We start from the raw sequence: 16,294 nt of genomic DNA, 5'->3' as shown, positions 1-16,294 counted from the left end.
GGCTCGGCTCAGTTGGCGCGGTCCTTGAGTAGCAGACGCACGGTCAGTTCGAGGCGATTGGTGACGTCGGTGGCCGACGCGCGTCGGGTCAGCCACTGCACGAGGTTCGACATCCACACATCGGAGAGCACGCGGGCGATCGCGAGATCCTCTTCGGTCGGCTCGCCTTCGTCGACGATGGCGCCGGCGAGGAGCCGGTCGATGATGCCGGCGACCTGATCGACCTCGGCGGTGGCCGACGCGTCGGCGAACATGAAGGCCCGGGTCATCGCCTCGGTGAGCAGCGGGTCGCGCTGCATCGCGAACGTGATCATGTCCAGGACGTGGCGCAGACGGTCGATTGCGGTGTCGCCCCGCAATTGTGAGCGGTCGACCTTCGACTCGACGCGCTCGAATTCACGCGCCAGTGCGGTCACCAGCAGGTGGACCTTGGACGGGAAGTAGCGGTAGAGCGTGCCGACCGCGACATCGGCCTTGTCGGCGACGGTGCGCATCTGGACGGCGTCGTAGCCACCCTTGGAGGCGAGGGCGAGAGTCGCGTCGAGGATGCGGCGACGACGTTCGCGCTGCGCGGTGGAACCGGCTTCGGGCGACGCGGCTGGGGTCGAGGTTCCGGCTGGGGTCTCGACCGCGGCGTTGCCTGGTGCAGAGCGGGCCATGTGCTTTCGAACATCCTTCACGTGATCGGCGATCGGGTAGGCGAGGAACACGGGTGGCTACCCGATCACCTCCACCCATGGCATATTAGAACAGGTTCTAATTATTCCTCACAACTCGACATACAGAGGATCACTCGTGACAATCGCCACGTCTTCCGAGCAAATCGCGGTATGCCACAGCATCGAGTCCTGGGCGCGCGCCGCAAAGGTGACCGAACTCGTCCGCTCCGACATCGACAAACCGCGCGATCAGTGGACTCAGCTGTTCGGCCGGCTCGTGGAGTTCGGGGTGTTCGCGGCCGCGGTGCCAGAGGCGGCCGGGGGGCTCGGAGCGGGCTTCGTCGACGTGGCGGCCATGGTCGAACAGTGTGGCATCGAGCTGGTCCCCGGGCCCATCGCGCCGACGGTGACCGCCGCGATCGCGCTCTCCACCAGCTCCGATGCACGGGCGCAGGACCTGCTCGACCGTGTACTCGAAGGTGCGGTCCCCGTGGTGACGCCGATCGTGAGCCACACCGGTGGGGCCGGCGCCCCGCTGTCCGACACGCTCGACCTCGGACTCGTCGGGGGCTACTCCGAAGGGGTTGCGGTTCTGGCGGCGCTCGACGTCCCGGGGCGGAACGGCCGCTGGTGGGTCATCCCGCCGGCAGTCGGCAGCGCCGACATCGCGCCGGAGGCACCGCTCGACGGCACCACCTCGGTGGCCCGCGTGCAACTGTCCGGAGTCACGGCGGACGACCTCGTCGAACTGCCCGACGCGCCGCTCGTCGAGGGACTGCTGTCGGCGACGCTCGCGGCGTATCAGAGCGGGGTCACCCGCTGGGCCCTCGACACCGCCGTCGACTACGCCAAGGTCCGTACGCAGTTCGGTGTACCGATCGGCTCCTTCCAGGCGATCAAACACATCTGCGCCGAGATGCTCTGCCGCAGCGAAGAGGTCACGGCGGTCGCCTGGGACGTGGCCGGTGCGGTCGACGATGTGCTCACCGCGTCCGACGGTGACACCGACTCCGCGCGCGAGCAACTCGAGATCAGCAGGCTCGCGGCCGACGTCGTCGTGGCGGAAGCCCCGGCGGCCACGGCCAAGGACTGCATCCAGGTGCTCGGCGGCATCGGGTTCACCTTCGAACACGACGCGCATCTCTACCTCCGGTCCGCGCTTGCGGCCCAGGCCGCTCTGGACAGCGCGCATCACGCCGCCACGACACTCGCCGACCGGGGTCTCGCGGGGGCGCGCCGACGATTCGCGCTCGACCTCTCGCAGGTCGAGGACCAGCGAGACGAGGTCCGCGCCACCGTCGCCCGCATCGCGGAGGTCGACGCCGACGACCAGCGGCGCGTTCTCGCCGAGACCGGCTATCTGACCCCGCACTGGCCGAAGCCGTACGGTCTCGGCGCCGACGCCGCGCTGCAGCTGCTCATCGACACCGAACTCGACGCGGCCGGCGTCGTCCGGCCCGATCTCGTCATCGGTGCCTGGGCGATCCCGACGATCCTGTCCCACGGCACCGACGCGCAGCGTGAGCGCTTCGTCGCCCCGACCCTCGCCGGCGAGATCGTCTGGTGCCAGCTGTTCAGCGAGCCGGAGGCGGGTTCGGATCTCGCGGCGTTGCGCACGAAGGCGGAGCGCGTCGAGGGCGGCTGGAAACTGTCCGGCCAGAAGATCTGGACCTCGCAGGCGCACAACGCGCAGTGGGCGATCTGCCTGGCCCGCACCGACGCCGAGGCGCCGAAGAACAAGGGCATCACCTACTTCCTCGTCGACATGTCCTCGCCGGGTATCGACATCCGGCCGCTTCGCGAGCTGACCGGTCGCGCCAACTTCAACGAGGTCTTCCTCGACGAGGTCGTCGTGCCCGACGACTGTGTGGTCGGCGAGGTGAACAACGGCTGGCGGTTGGCGCGCACCACCCTCGCGAACGAACGCGTGGCGATGGGCGGGGCGGGTCTCGGCAAGGAGATGGAGTCACTGCTGCGGCAGGTGCAGGGCATGGGGCGTGGGCTGACCGACGCCGAACGTGCGGCCCTCGGCGGTCAGTTCGCCGACGCCCATGTCGGCCGGGTCCTCGACGCCCGGGCCGCGACGCAGCAGCTCGCCGGACTCGACCCGGGCGCGCTGTCCAGCGTCCGCAAGCTCATCGGCGTCCAGCACCGACAGTCAGTGCCCGATCTCGCGCTACGACTCCTCGGCGTACAGGGTCTGGCGGCCACCGAGGCGTCGGACGCCGTCCTCCAGAATCGTTGCCTGTCGATCGCCGGTGGGACCACGCAGATTCTGAAGACCGCGGCTGCGGAACGCATTCTCGGTTTGCCTCGCGGCTGACCGGTCCCATCGGCCTGAAACCGCAGATAAAACGCGATCTCTACCCTCTTGTGCGAGGACTCTGATACAACTAGAACAAGTTCTAGTTCTGTAGTTCGCGCATGGTGAGGAGACACAGGGTGGACTTTGCCCTGGAAGGTACGGCGGTTGCGGTCCGCGACGTCGCGGAGGACGTGTTCGCACGACGACAACCCGACTGGGAGTCGACCTTCGGCAAGCTGGGTTCCGGTGAGGCGGGTACAGGCGATCAGGTCGGGGGCTTCGACGCCGAGACCTGGCGGGCGCTCGTCGACGCCGGGCTGCTCGCGTTGCCGCTGCCGGCCTACCGTGACGGTGACGAGGTCGACGAGGCGGGACTCCTCCCGCTGTTCCGACGCATGGGGCGTGCCGCCGCGGTGACGCCGGCACTGGGAACACTGACCGCAGCCCTCGTCTTCGCGAAGGCCGGGTCCCCCGAGGACGTTGCGGATGCCTGGTCGCGATGGGGCGAGTCGCTGACGGGTGGCCTGTGGGCGGCCATCGCGATCGGCGAACACGGCGACCCGCTGACACCGACTCCCCAGACCAGCGTCCGGGGTGGGCGACTGAACGGCACCAAGGTCGGGGTCCTGCACGCCGAGGGCGCCTCGGTCCTGCTCGTCACATCCGACGCCGGCATCGTGGCCGTCTCCCCGACCTCCGACGGTGTCACGCTCACGCGCACTCCGGCGTCGAGTGGGTGGGGCGAATACACCGTCACCTTCGACGACGTCCCGGTCGACGACGCCGACGTCATCAGCCGTGAGCTGTCGGTCCTGCGGGACCGTTACCGTCTGGCGCTCTGTGCCTACGCCGACGGTCTCGTCGCGGGCGCGACCCGGCTCACCGCCGACCACGTCTCGACGCGCGAACAGTTCGGCAAGCCGATCGCGTTGTTCCAGGCCGTCGGACAGCAACTCGCCGACGTCTACGTCATCGGACGGTCGATGGAGCTGTCGACCACCGCGGCGGCGTGGCGGTTGTCCGAAGGGCTCGACGCCGCAACCGATCTCGGCATCGCCGCCTACTGGCTGGCCGAGGAGATCCCACCGACGCTGCGGACGATGACCCACCTCCACGGCGGCATCGGTGTGGACATCACCTATCCGCTGCACCGGTACTTCTCCATCGCCAAGGACCTCGCCCGCCTGGTGGGTGGTGCCGCCGTGCGGCTCGACGAACTCGCCGACATCACCGAGGGCGCTGCCCCGGCCGACCGAGCACAGGGGTGAGCACATGTTCATCGATCTGACGCCCGAACAGCGCGCGCTACGCGAAGAACTCCGGGAGTATTTCGCCGATCTCGTCACTCCCGACGAGGCGGAGATCATGCTGACCGAGCGCCACGGACCGGCGTACCGCAAGGTCATCAAGCGCATGGGCGACGACGGCTGGCTCGGCGTGGGGTGGCCGAAGGAGTTCGGCGGCAAGGGGTTCGGTGAGATCGAACAGCAGATCTTCACCAACGAGGCCGTCCGCGCCGACGTCCCGCTGCCCTCGGTCACGCTGCAGACGGTCGGCCCGACCCTCCAGGTGCACGGCACCGAGGAGCAGAAGCGGAAGTTCTTGCCCGCGATCCTCGCCGGCGACGTGCACTTCGCCATCGGCTACACCGAACCCGAGGCCGGCACCGACCTGGCGTCGCTCACCACGACCGCCGTGCTCGACGGCGACCATTACGTGGTCAACGGGCAGAAGATCTTCACCACGGGCGGACACGACGCCGATTACATCTGGCTCGCGGTCCGTACCGACAAGGACGCCCCCAAGCACAAGGGCATCTCGATCCTCATCGTGGACACCAGGGATCCCGGGTTCTCCTGGACCCCGATCATCACCGCCGACGGCGCCCACCACGTGAACGCCACGTACTACCAGGACGTGAAGGTCCCGGTCTCGATGCGCGTGGGCGAGGAGGGCGACGGCTGGAAGCTGATCACCACCCAGCTCAACCACGAGCGCGTCATGCTCGGCCCGGCCGGCCGCATCGACGGGCTGGCGGCGCGGCTGCGCGCCTGGGCCCAGCGACCGGGACCCGACGGCACCGTCATCGCCAAGCACCCGGACGTGCGTCGGGCGCTGGCCACCATCGACGCCTACGGCCGGATCAACGAGCTGCTCAACTGGCAGGTCGCCTCCACCGGCGAGGCGATCTCCATGGCCGACGCCGCCGCGACCAAGGTGTTCTCCACCGAGCGCATCCAGACGGTCTGCCGCATGGCCAACGAGATCGTGGGGCGCTACGGCGATTTCACCGATCCGGAGACCGCGGCGTTCGTCGACTGGCTCGACGTCCAGCAGAAGCGCCACGTGGTCATCACCTTCGGCGGCGGGGTCAACGAGGTCATGCGCGACATGATCGCCACCGCCGGACTCGGACTCCCGCGAGCCAAGCGATGAGCGCACCTGAGCCGGCCGGTGACGAGGCGATCCGTGTTGCCGCCCAGCAGATCATGGACTCGGGTGCGAGCGCACCGGTACGTGGACGCGATCCCATCAACCAGCCGATGATCAACAACTGGGTCGAGGCGATGGGTGATGAGAACCCCATCTACGTCGACGATGCCGCGGCCCGCGCCGCCGGACATCCCGGCGTGGTCGCACCGCCGGCCATGGCCCAGGTGTGGACGATGCGCGGACTCAACGGAGCCCGCACCGCCGACGATCCGCTCGGCCGCGCGACGCAGCTCTTCGACGAGGCGGGTTTCACCTCGGTGGTCGCGACCAACTGCGACACCGTCTACCACCGCTATACCCGGCCGGGCGAAGAGGTGTCGCTGTCCGCCGAACTCGTCGAGGTCGTCGGACCCAAGAACACCGCGCTCGGCGAGGGCTGGTTCTTCACCACCCGCAACGTGTGGTCCGTCGAGGACGAAGTCGTGGCGGAGATGCGTTTCCGCATCCTGAAGTTCCGCCCGGCCGCGAAGGCCGCTGCGCCTGAGCCGGTGTCGTCGGCTCCCGATGACCTCGACCCGGCGAAGCTGCTCAAGCCGAGCGTCTCGCGCGACACGGCGTTCTTCTGGGAGGGCGTGGCCGCGCACGAACTGCGCATTCAGCGCGACGGAGACGGCATTCTGCGCCATCCACCGGTCCCGGCGACCTGGAAGCCGCGCGAGGCCGACGGTTCGGTGCCGGAGACCGACTACGTCGTCGCGTCGGGAACCGGAACCGTCTACAGCTTCGTCGTCCACCGGGCGCCGAAGGTCCCCGGCCGCGAGTTGCCGTTCGTCGTCGCTCTCGTCGAACTCGACGAGGGGGTGCGGATGCTGGGTGAACTGCGCGGCGTCGCACCGGAAGACGTCACGATCGGGATGCCGGTACGGGTGACGTTCCTGGACTTCCCCGCCCGAGACGACGCCGGAACACCGGCGTGGACGCTGTACGCGTGGAAACCGGTGAGTGAAGGGGGAGAAGCGTGACCAGTGTTGCCACTCCGGTGGTGAGCGGGGGAACCACGTTGCCGCCGTTGGTCATCGACGCGACCCCGACCTTCGTCGTCGCCACGGCACTCGCCACCCGCGACTTCCAGGATGTCCATCACGACCGCGATCTGGCACAGGCCAAGGGGTCCAAGGACATCTTCGTCAACATCCTGACCGACACCGGCCTGGTCGAACGGTTCGTCACCGACTGGGCCGGTCCCACCGCCCGAATCCGTTCGATCGCATTGAAACTGGGTGTGCCGTGGTACGCCTACGATTCGGTCACCTTCACCGGGGAGGTCACCGAGATCGCGGACGACGGCCTGCTGACGGTCGCCGTCACCGGGACCAATTCGCTCGGCAAGCACGTCATCTCGACCGTGACCCTCACCATCGGTGAAGGCTCCTCGACGACGAATCAACACGCGACGACGCAAGGGGAGGGGCACTGATGGGCGGGCTGTCCGGACAGGCGGCGATCGCCGGCATCGGGGCCACCGAGTTCTCCAAGGACTCCGGCCGGAGCGAGCTGCGGCTCGCGGCCGAGGCGGTGTCGGCGGCGATCGCCGACGCGGGTCTCACACCGGCCGACGTCGACGGTCTCGTCACGTTCACCATGGACACCAACAGCGAGATCTCGGTGGCCCGTGCCGTCGGAATCCCGGAGCTGACCTACTTCTCCCGGATCCATTACGGCGGCGGCGCCGCATGCGCGACCGTCCAGCAGGCCGCGATGGCGGTGGCGACCGGAGTCGCCGACGTCGTCGTCGCCTACCGCGCATTCAACGAACGGTCGGGACTGCGGTTCGGACAGGTGAATTCGGCGGTCGCCAACCAGGAGAACTCCTCCGGTACCGAGAACGCCTTCAGCTATCCGCACGGGTTGTCGACGCCGGCGGCATTCGTCGCGATGATCGCCCAGCGATACATGCACGACTACGGCGCCACCAGTGCGGATTTCGGCCGGATCGCCGTCGTCGACCGCAAACACGCCGCGGTCAATCCCGACGCCTTCTTCTACGAGAAGCCGATCACTCTCGAGGATCATCAGAACTCGCGGTACATCGCCGAGCCGTTGCATCTGCTCGACTGCTGTCAGGAGTCCGATGGCGGTGTCGCACTGGTGATCGTGTCGGCCGAGCGTGCCAAGGATCTGCCGAACCGGCCCGCCGTGATCTCCGCGGCGGCGGCCGGCTCCGCGGCGGACCAGTACATCATGACCAGCTACTACCGCGACGAGCTGGCGTCGTTGCCCGAGATGGGACTCGTCGGACGCCAGCTCTGGTCGCAGTCCGGCCTCGGTCCCGAAGACATGGACATGGCCGTCCTCTACGACCACTTCACGCCGTACACGCTGCTCCAGCTCGAAGAGCTGGGCTTCTGCGGACGCGGTGAGGCCAAGGACCTCGTTCGTGAGCCCGGGGCCCTGGAGGTGGGTGGCCGGCTGCCGCTCAACACCCACGGCGGCCAGCTCGGCGAGGCCTACATCCACGGCATGAACGGCATCGCCGAAGCCGTCCGTCAGCTCCGGGGCACCTCGGTCAATCAGGTCGACGGCGCCGAGAAGGTCGTCGTCACCGCTGGAACCGGCGTCCCCACAAGTGGATTGGTGCTGACCGCATGAGCGCCGATCCGAGCACCGAATCACGACTACTTCCGCAACAAGGAGCGCGCACGATGAAGTTCAACCTCGCCGATGTCTTCGAGACGGTCGCTGACTCGGTGCCCGAGCGGATCGCGCTCAGCTACCAGGGTCGCCAGATCAGCTACGCCGAACTCGACCGGCTCTCCAACCAGGTGGCACACCTGTTCGCGGGCGCCGGGATCGGCGCCTTCGACAACGTGGCCCTGTTCCTCAAGAACAGCGTCGAGCACGTCACCAGCCTGCTCGGTCTGCTGAAGGTCCGCGCCGTGCCGGTCAACATCAACTACCGGTACACCAACGCCGAACTCCAGTACATCTTCGACAACTCCGATTCGCGTGCGATCGTCGTCGAACTCCCCGAGCATCAGCGCAGCGTCGCCGCGCTGCTCACCGAGACACCCACTGTCCGAACGGTGTTTGTGATCGGTGACGTTCTCGAAGAACTGACCGCGGCCGCCGCCGACCTGCCCGACGGCCGCACGGTGGAGATCGTGTCCTTCGCCGACGCGGAGTCCAAGCCGGACAACCGGGACTTCGAACCGCGCAACGGCGAAGAGCTGTACCTGCTCTACACCGGTGGCACCACGGGCTACCCGAAGGGCGTCATGTGGCAGCACGACGACTTCTTCCGCAAGCCGCTCTCCGGTGGTAATCCCTACGGTGATCCCCGCAAGGACCTCGAGGAGATCGGCACCGCGGTCAAGGATTTCCCGTCCATCGCCTTCCTGCTGGCGGCACCGCTCATGCACGGTGCGGCGTCGTACTCGCTGTTCACGTTCTTCACCCTCGGCGGTCGCCTGGTCATCCAGCGCGACTTCGACCCGGCGGCCATCGTCACCGAGGTGGAGAAGGAGAAGGTCAACATCGTCCTCATCGTCGGCGACGCCATGGGCATGCCGCTGGTGGAGGAACTGGAGAAGCGCAAGGACGAGGTGGATCTGTCCTCGATGTTCTCCATCACCTCAGGTGGCGCCATCTGGTCGCAGCACGTGCGCGATCGCATGCTCGCCGTGAAGCCGGATCTGGTGCTGCGCGACAACTTCGGTGCGTCGGAGTCGGGCAACGACGGCGAGATCATGATGGACGACAACGGCAACCTGAAGGTGCCGCCGACCGATCGCATGATGGTCGTCGACGAGCGGCTCAACAAGATCGAGCCGGGGTCGGGCGACGTCGGCTACATCGCGCGCATCGGCAATGTGCCCCTCGGCTACTACAAGGACGAGGAGAAGACCGCGAAGACCTTCCCGACACTGCCGGATGGCACCCGGATCTCGATCCTGGGGGACATGGGAACCGTCGAGGCCGACGGCTCGATCGTCTTCCTGGGTCGCGGCTCGCAGTGCATCAACACCGGTGGCGAGAAGGTCTACGCCGAAGAGGTCGAGGCCACGCTGCACGCGCATCCGGCGATCGCCGACGCGCTCGTGGTCCCGGTTCCCGACGAGAAGTACGGCCAGCGGGTCGCCGCGGTGATCGCGCTGGCGGAGGGTGCCGACGAACCGTCGCTCGAGGCGATCCAGGATCACTGCCGCGAAACCCTCGCCCGCTACAAGGTCCCGCGCACCGTGGTCTTCGTCGACGAGGTGAAGCGCACGCCGGCGGGCAAGGCCGACTACCGCTGGGCCAAGGCGGAGGCGGCCAAGGAGAGCACCCCGGTCTGAACCCGCTTCGCTCGCACCTCAGGGAGCGGGAGGGTCTCAGGTGAGCTGCAGGCTCGCCCACAGCGCGAGCACCGCGACGCCCAGCGTCGCGGGGACGGTGATCGCGCCGAGCCGCAGGTACTCGCGTGAGGTCGGGGCGGCGACGTCACGGTGCATGATCTCTCGCCACAGCAGGTTGGCCAGTGATCCGAAGTAGGCCAGGTTCGGTCCGATGTTCACGCCGAGGAGCATCGCCAGGACCAGGCCGGGATCGTGTGCCACCAGCGGGATCAGCAGCAGCGTCGCCGGGAGGTTGTTGACCAGGTTCGCGAGGACAGCGGCGAGTACGGCGACCGCCAGGATGCCGAGCAGCGTCGCCGACGACGGGATGAGTCCGCCGATCCAGTCGCCGAGCGGGCCGTCGCGTACCGGGAGGATGACGACGCCGAGCGTGGCGACGAACCCCAGGAACGGGATGTTCACCGCGGTGATCGTGGTGCGCAGCGTGGCCACCGGGGAGCGGAACAGCGCGGGCAGCGTGAACAACACGGCGCCCACCCCGGCGACCGCGGCGAGCGGCACTCCGAACGGTTCGGCCACGACGAACGCGACGAGCAGCACGGCCAGCCCCATCAGCAGCACCGTCGGGCGCCGGGACTGCGGTGGGGGTTCGCGGCGTGCAGCTTCGGGTGTGGGACTACGCAACTCGCCGGCGAAGTACCACCGGAAGATCAGGTATTCGACGACGATCGCCGCGACCCACGGGGCCAGCATCACCCCGGTGAAACCGAGGAAGCCGAGACCGGTGGCCGAGAACGCCAGCAGGTTCGTCAGGTTGGAGACCGGTAGCAGGGTCGACGCGGTGTTGGCCAGATGAGCGCTGGAGAACGCGATCGGCGTGACCCGCGCACCGATGTGCCTGGCGGTCGCGACGGCGACCGGCGTCAGCAACACGATCGTCGTATCGAGGCTGAGGATGGCCGTGGTCACCGCCGCGGCGACGAAGACGATGCGCAGCAGACGATGTGGTGAGGATCGACTCCAACCGGCGAGCACTGTCCCGACCCAGGTGAAGACGCCTTCTCGGGCACAGACATCCGCGATCACGAGCATCGCGGCGAGGAAACCGATGGTCGGGGCCATGGTGGTGACCTCGGCGGCCGCGGCGCTGAGGTCCGTCAGGCCGAGCAGGATGAGCAGTGCCGCCACCGGTGCGGCCACCACGACCGCCGGGACACGCTGCGCGCCAAGGGTTGCGATGATCACCACCACGAGGGCCGCGATGCCGGTGAGGCAGCCGGCGATGCTGTCCACGGTGAGCACCGGAGACAGGTTACGCGATCAGTCGCGGGCGAACGTGTCGTCGAGATCGGGACCGCGGTCGCCGGTGCGGTCGATGATGACGGGGCCTTCGACGACGCGGCGTGGCGTCAGCCAGAGCAGGATCGCGGAGCTCACGAGCATGATGCCGCCGAGGATCAGCGACGCCTGCTCGAACGGTTCGTCGAAGGCGGCCTGGCTGCCGTCGGCGATCTTCTGGGCGAGTTCCGCCGACTGCGCGGAGAGCTTGTCGACGACGACCGTGGCCTCGGCGAGGGACCGCTCGATGAGCGTGCCCGCCTGCTCGGCCTGCGCGATGGTGGCCTGCCCGCCTGTGGGATCACCCGCGGCAATCTGCTGTTGTCCGGCCGCGGTGAGCTGTTCGCGGGCGAGATCGGCCGTGGGGCCGATCCTCGACTCGTATCCGGCGGCGACCATGGACCCGGCGATCGCGATGCCGATGGCCGCCCCGATCTCGCGTGCGGTGTCGTTGATCGCCGATCCGACGCCCTGATTGTCGAGCGGGGTGTTCGACATGATGGCGGTGGTGGCCGGCGCCGAGGCGAGACCGATCCCGATCGCGATCACCGCCAGGATCGCGGCCAGCGTCCAATAGTCGTCCGCGCGGATCAGACCCAGCGCCACCAGGCCGGCACCCGACAACAGCGCGCCGCCCGCGATCACGAACTTGAGCGAATCCAGACGCACCGCCAGCCAATTCGACAGCAGCGAGAACACGCCGACACCGGCGACGAACGGCATCAGTGCAACCGCGGACTGAAGCGGCGAATAGCCGAACACCAGCTGCAGCAGCTGCAGGACCAGGTAGAACATGCCGAACGAGGCCAGGAACTGCACCGCCACCGACAGCGAACCCGACCCGAATGCACGGTTGCCGAGCAGCCGGACGTCGAAGAGCGGTGAGGCTGAACGCAGTTCGACGACCACGAACAGCGCGGCGAGGAGAATGCCGCCCACCAGGCACGCCAGGACGAGCGGATCGGCCCACCCGCGGTGTGGGGCTTCCAGGAGGCCGAACACGACACCGGCGATCGCGAGGACCGAGCACAGGGTGCCGGGGATGTCGAACCGTCCGGGATCGCTGTCCTTCGACGTCCCGATCGTGAAGCACAGGAGTGCGGCGACGGCCGACGAGGCGGCGAAGGTGATGAAGATCGAATGCCAGTGGAAGAACTCGAGGAGCACTCCGGTCACGAGGAAGCCGGCGATCGCGCCGCCGCCGGCGATGGCCGACCAGATGCTGATCCCGACAGCTCGCTGGCCGTCGGGCATGCCGGACGTGATGAGGGACAACGTCGTCGGCATGATCAGCGCGGCCGCCGCCCCCGCCAGACATCGCGTCACGATCAGCTCTGTCGGCCCGTCGACCCAGATCGCGGCCAGGGATGCCAGGCCGAACAGGATGAGTCCCACGATGAGGACCTCGCGCCGTCCGAACCGGTCACCGATCGCGCCGGCCGGCAACAGCAACGCGGCGAGGGCGAGTGTGTATCCGTCGACGATCCAGGTCATCTCGGCCGAGTCGGCGCCGGTGTCGATGGCGATGTCGGGGAGGGCGGTGTTGAGAGCCGCCATCGCGGCGACCACCATGCTCACCGACAGGCAGGCGACGAGGACGAGCCAGGCGGAGCGTGCGTCCATCCGGATGAAGTTCGGCAATCTCATGTTCCGCCCCCGATTTCAGTGTCTGGCTCGTAAGATTGCACGGTTGCCGATTTCCGTGTTGCGGTTTCGTTATCGCGACACGCGTGGGGTGAACCACCGCAACGTGGGTAACTTGTGACACATTTATCACTGCAGTACCTGAGGCTGTAAAGGTCGATGTTGGCCCCGGACAATCGAAAGTGGTGACAGGTCATGGCCTCACCCCACATCGCGTCGAACTCCGTCGCGTCCGCCGCTGCAGTACCCAGTACCGGCGCGACCCCGATCGCTTCCACGAACACCACCGATGTCTCGCCTGCGCGCCTCCACGTCTGGCGTGTGCTGTCGATGCTGGCGGCGCTCATCGGCGTCATCGTGACGCTCGTCGTCATCGCGTCGTCGGCGGTGTGACCGCCGACGACGCGTGACGGGGTCACTACCCGGCGTGCTTCTCGATGGCAGCGCCTACCCGCGGCAGTGCCGCGACCACATGATTCTTGGCCTTCCCGCGCAGCGAGTTGTAGGCCTTCGCCAGTGCAGGCTTGGCCGAATCGGCCTGGCCGTCGGTGACCGCCAGCAGTGCCTCGGCGGCAGGGTCGCCGTGGGCCGAGAGATGATCGCCGAAGGCGACACCGGCCGGCTTCGTATCCCAGAATGGCGCGAGTGCCGTCAGGAAGTCCTCGGCCAGTTGATCCGTGGCGCTGCGCACCACGCCCGGCTTCACCTTCTGCACCGCCGCGTAGGCGGTCTTCACAGCGGCGCCGCTCAGTCCCGACTGGTCGGCCACCTCGGCATCGATGACACCGACCAGGTCGGTCACCAGTGCGCTGCGGTTGTCGGCAAGTAGGGGCGTCAGCGAATCGCTCATGCGGTCTCCTCGTGGATATGCGACGTGGTACACGCGGACCGACTCCCGGTCCGCGTGTAGAGCGTACTGAAGGCCGGTGACCGCCCGGTGACTCAGTTACGCGCGCACACCACATTGGCGAGGGCCTTCGCGCCCTCCCGTTCGACGACGCTTGCGGTGGCCAGGAGTCGGGCGCCGTCGTCCCAGACCTCGACCTCGAGGGTTTCGCCGGGGAAGACCACGCCGGCGAACGACGCCGAGAACTCCGCGATGGCCGCGACGTCCCCGTCGAGCAGCTCGTCGGCGATGGCCCGCGCGACCGTGCCGTAGGTGCACAGGCCGTGCAGGATCGGGCGCGGAAAACCGGCACGCGAGGCGAACTCGGGGTCGGAATGCAGCGGATTGCGGTCTCCGCACAGGCGATAGATCAGCGCCTGGTTGGGCAGCGTCGGGATGCGCAGGCGGTGGTCGGGTTCGCGGTCGGGGTACTCGACCTTCTCCGACCGGCCGCGCTCACCGCCGAAGCCGCCCTCGCCCTTGGCGAAGATCGACGACCGCGCGGTCCACAGCGTCTGGCCGGCGTCGTCGGTGGTCACGGACTCCTGGACGATGACGGCGGCCGAACCCTTGTCCTGGACCTCGGCGATCCGGGTCCGGGTGGTCGCCTTCCCGGCCGGCGGCAGCGGGCGATGTGCCGTGACCTTCTGGCTCCCGTGGACGACCTTGGCGAGGTCGATGTCGACGCCGGGGAAGGAGACCTTCGGCGGCTCGGTGGTGTGGAAGCCGGCCGCGACGGTCGCGAACGTCGGCAACACCTTGGGTGCCGAATCATGGACGTACGCCAGCGACTTGGTGTCCATCGGGTCGGTCGCGGCGCCCACCGCGAGGTGATAGAGCGCGACATCCGACGCCGACCACTCGAACGAGACCTCGGGCAGCTCCGCCCCGACGGCGACGGCGGGATCGATCGGCATGGTTCAGGCTCCTGTCTGTTGTGCGGGGGCGGCGGCCGCCTTGGCCGCGATGTCACTGGCGGCGAGGTATCCGAAGACGATCGCCGGGCCGATGGTGGCACCGGGACCGGCGTAGGTGTGGCCCATGACGGGTGCGCTCGTGTTGCCGGCGGCGTACAGGCCGTCGATGACCGAACCGTCGGCGCGGAGTGCGCGGCCCGAGGCGTCGGCGTTGATGCCGCCCTTGGTGCCGAGGTCGCCGGGGACCATCTTCACCGCGTAGAACGGGCCCTTGCTGACCTCGCCGAGGCTCGGGTTGGGTTTGTTGGTGATGTCGCCGTAGTAGTGGTCGTAACCGCTTGCGCCACGGCCGAAGTCCTCGTCCACACCGGCGCGGGCGAAACCGTTGAAGCGTTCGGTCGTCTCGACGAGGGACTCGGCGGGGACGCCGATCTTCTCCGCGAGGGACGCGATGCTGTCGGCCTTCACCACGACACCCGACTCGAACCACTTTTTCGGCAGCGGCTGGCGCGCATTGATCCCGGCGAAGAGGTAGCGGTTACGGCAACGCTGATCGAAGATCAGCCACGACGGCACGTTCTCGCCCGGACCCTCGCCGTGACCGAACTCGCCGCCGTACATCCGGTGCACCGCTTCGACATACGGCAGCGACTCGTTCATGTAGCGCTTGCCGCGCGTGTTCACGATGAAGGTGCCGGGCACCGACCGCTCCGACAACGCGAACCACGGGCCGCGGGGCAGCGGGATCGTCGGACCCCACCAGGCGTCGTCCATCAGGGAGACCGCGGCACCGATCTTGAGTCCGGCGTTGATGCCGTCGCCGGTGTTGCTCGGTGCGCCGGTGGTCCATTCGGAGCCGATCGGCTCCCGCTGGTACTTCTTGCGCATCTCCTCGTTGTGCTCGAAGCCGCCGCAGGCGAGGATCACGCCGTGACGTGCGCGGATCTCGAACCGCTTGCCCTCGGATTCGGCGATCACACCGACCACCCGGCCGTCCTCCGTGATGAGGTCCGCGAGGCCGGTGTTCAGGCGCAGCGGGACCCCGGCCTCGCGCACGCCGATGAGGAGTTCGGCGGCCAGCGCCGCACCCATCGCGATGAGCTTCTTGCCGCGGCTGCGCGCCCAGAAGAACCGGCTGCCGACCTTGGCCATGCGCAGCGGCCCACGCCAGTGACGCAGGCCGGTGTTGAGCCAGCGGTAGTCGGACTGCAGAACGACCATGTTCAGCGGCGCCTTGGTGTACTGCGGATGCAGCGTCTTCAGGTCATCGCCGAGCCGGCGCGCGTCGAACGGCCGCGGTTCGATCGACCGGCCGCCGAGACGTCCACCCGGTGCCTCGGGGTAGTAGTCCGAGTAGTTCTTCACCCACTCGAGGTCGAGGGGTGCGTGCTCGAGGAGAAAGTCGAGGGCTTCGGGTCCGCGATCGATGTAGGCGTCGATGCGGTCCGCCGGTGCGTGCTCGCCGATGATCGCGTGCACGTACTCGCGCGCCTTCTCCGGCGTATCGCTGACGCCGTCGCGCCGCAGCACCGAGTTGTTCGGGATCCACACGCCGCCGCCGGACCGCGAGGTCGAACCGCCCCAGTAGGGCGACTTCTCGATCAGGACGGTGTTCAGGCCCTTGCGGGCCGCGGTGATCGCGGCGGCCAGACCTGCACCACCTGCGCCGACGACGACCACGTCGTAGATCTCGGGTTCGGTGCTGGTCTGTTGTGGATCGGTCGAGCCGGCCATGGGGTCCCCTTCGTGCGCGCAGCTGGAACGTGTTCTACCTGAAT

Annotated in this window: 14 protein-coding genes; 8 read left to right on the top strand and 6 right to left on the bottom strand. The window is 68.1% G+C overall.

The window, feature by feature from the left end; all coding sequences use genetic code 11:
• Window positions 1-8: 8 nt before the first annotated feature.
• Entirely contained in the window at window positions 9-659 is a 651-nt protein-coding gene (gene kstR, locus BPODLACK_RS00605) for a cholesterol catabolism transcriptional regulator KstR (protein ID WP_024500148.1), read from the bottom strand.
• A 136-nt stretch (window positions 660-795) separates the two neighbouring features.
• Here kstR and BPODLACK_RS00600 point away from each other — a divergent pair, with 136 nt between their 5' ends.
• The 7 genes from BPODLACK_RS00600 (at window position 796) to BPODLACK_RS00570 (ending at window position 9,731) form a co-directional block, all read left to right on the top strand.
• The gene (locus tag BPODLACK_RS00600; protein ID WP_024500147.1) at window positions 796-2,982 is read left to right on the top strand and encodes an acyl-CoA dehydrogenase; all 2,187 of its coding nucleotides are present in this window, start codon (window positions 796-798) and stop codon (window positions 2,980-2,982) included.
• A 119-nt stretch (window positions 2,983-3,101) separates the two neighbouring features.
• A complete protein-coding gene (locus BPODLACK_RS00595) occupies window positions 3,102-4,232 on the top strand; it encodes an acyl-CoA dehydrogenase family protein (RefSeq protein ID WP_024500146.1) in 1,131 nt (376 codons plus the stop codon).
• A gap of 4 nt (window positions 4,233-4,236) precedes the next feature.
• On the top strand, window positions 4,237-5,400 hold the full coding sequence (locus BPODLACK_RS00590; RefSeq protein WP_024500145.1) for an acyl-CoA dehydrogenase family protein: 1,164 nt from the start codon (window positions 4,237-4,239) through the stop codon (window positions 5,398-5,400).
• Window positions 5,397-6,419, top strand: coding sequence for a bifunctional MaoC family dehydratase N-terminal/OB-fold nucleic acid binding domain-containing protein (locus BPODLACK_RS00585; protein WP_024500144.1), 1,023 nt, complete (start codon window positions 5,397-5,399; stop codon window positions 6,417-6,419). The genes BPODLACK_RS00590 and BPODLACK_RS00585 overlap by 4 nt, the downstream gene beginning before the upstream one ends.
• Complete coding sequence (locus tag BPODLACK_RS00580) at window positions 6,416-6,874, top strand: MaoC family dehydratase (protein WP_024500143.1); 459 nt, start codon at window positions 6,416-6,418, stop codon at window positions 6,872-6,874. The genes BPODLACK_RS00585 and BPODLACK_RS00580 overlap by 4 nt, the downstream gene beginning before the upstream one ends.
• Window positions 6,874-8,046, top strand: a complete 1,173-nt coding sequence (locus tag BPODLACK_RS00575; protein ID WP_006435764.1) for a lipid-transfer protein — start codon at window positions 6,874-6,876, stop codon at window positions 8,044-8,046. Before BPODLACK_RS00580 ends, BPODLACK_RS00575 begins: the two co-directional genes overlap by 1 nt.
• A 53-nt stretch (window positions 8,047-8,099) precedes the next feature.
• The gene (locus BPODLACK_RS00570; protein ID WP_024500142.1) at window positions 8,100-9,731 is read left to right on the top strand and encodes an acyl-CoA synthetase; all 1,632 of its coding nucleotides are present in this window, start codon (window positions 8,100-8,102) and stop codon (window positions 9,729-9,731) included.
• A gap of 36 nt (window positions 9,732-9,767) precedes the next feature.
• On the opposite strand, the gene BPODLACK_RS00565 is transcribed toward BPODLACK_RS00570, so the two are convergent.
• The gene (locus tag BPODLACK_RS00565) at window positions 9,768-11,033 is read right to left on the bottom strand and encodes an SLC13 family permease (protein WP_024500141.1); all 1,266 of its coding nucleotides are present in this window, start codon (window positions 11,031-11,033) and stop codon (window positions 9,768-9,770) included.
• Window positions 11,034-11,051: 18 nt separating this feature from the next.
• Complete coding sequence (locus BPODLACK_RS00560; RefSeq protein WP_024500140.1) at window positions 11,052-12,716, bottom strand: MFS transporter; 1,665 nt, start codon at window positions 12,714-12,716, stop codon at window positions 11,052-11,054.
• 192 nt (window positions 12,717-12,908) lie between these two features.
• On the opposite strand from BPODLACK_RS00560, the gene BPODLACK_RS00555 reads away from it, so the two are divergent.
• Window positions 12,909-13,106: a hypothetical protein gene (locus BPODLACK_RS00555; RefSeq protein ID WP_006435759.1), complete on the top strand. Its 198-nt coding sequence runs from the start codon at window positions 12,909-12,911 to the stop codon at window positions 13,104-13,106.
• Window positions 13,107-13,131: 25 nt separating this feature from the next.
• Here the strand turns inward: BPODLACK_RS00555 and BPODLACK_RS00550 are convergent, their stop codons facing one another.
• From BPODLACK_RS00550 to kstD, 3 genes are all read right to left on the bottom strand, one after another.
• On the bottom strand, window positions 13,132-13,563 hold the full coding sequence (locus BPODLACK_RS00550; RefSeq protein WP_024500139.1) for a DUF6918 family protein: 432 nt from the start codon (window positions 13,561-13,563) through the stop codon (window positions 13,132-13,134).
• 92 nt (window positions 13,564-13,655) lie between these two features.
• Window positions 13,656-14,516, bottom strand: coding sequence for a MaoC/PaaZ C-terminal domain-containing protein (locus BPODLACK_RS00545; RefSeq protein WP_024500138.1), 861 nt, complete (start codon window positions 14,514-14,516; stop codon window positions 13,656-13,658).
• Between the two features lie 3 nt (window positions 14,517-14,519).
• Window positions 14,520-16,250: a 3-oxosteroid 1-dehydrogenase gene (gene kstD, locus BPODLACK_RS00540; RefSeq protein ID WP_024500137.1), complete on the bottom strand. Its 1,731-nt coding sequence runs from the start codon at window positions 16,248-16,250 to the stop codon at window positions 14,520-14,522.
• Window positions 16,251-16,294: the final 44 nt, after the last annotated feature.

The organism is Gordonia sp. YY1 (genome assembly GCF_009872315.1).
Lineage (GTDB): Bacteria > Actinomycetota > Actinomycetes > Mycobacteriales > Mycobacteriaceae > Gordonia > Gordonia amicalis.
Note: the sequence above shows the minus strand (reverse complement) of the source record. Positions and strands in the feature narration are given on the sequence as shown.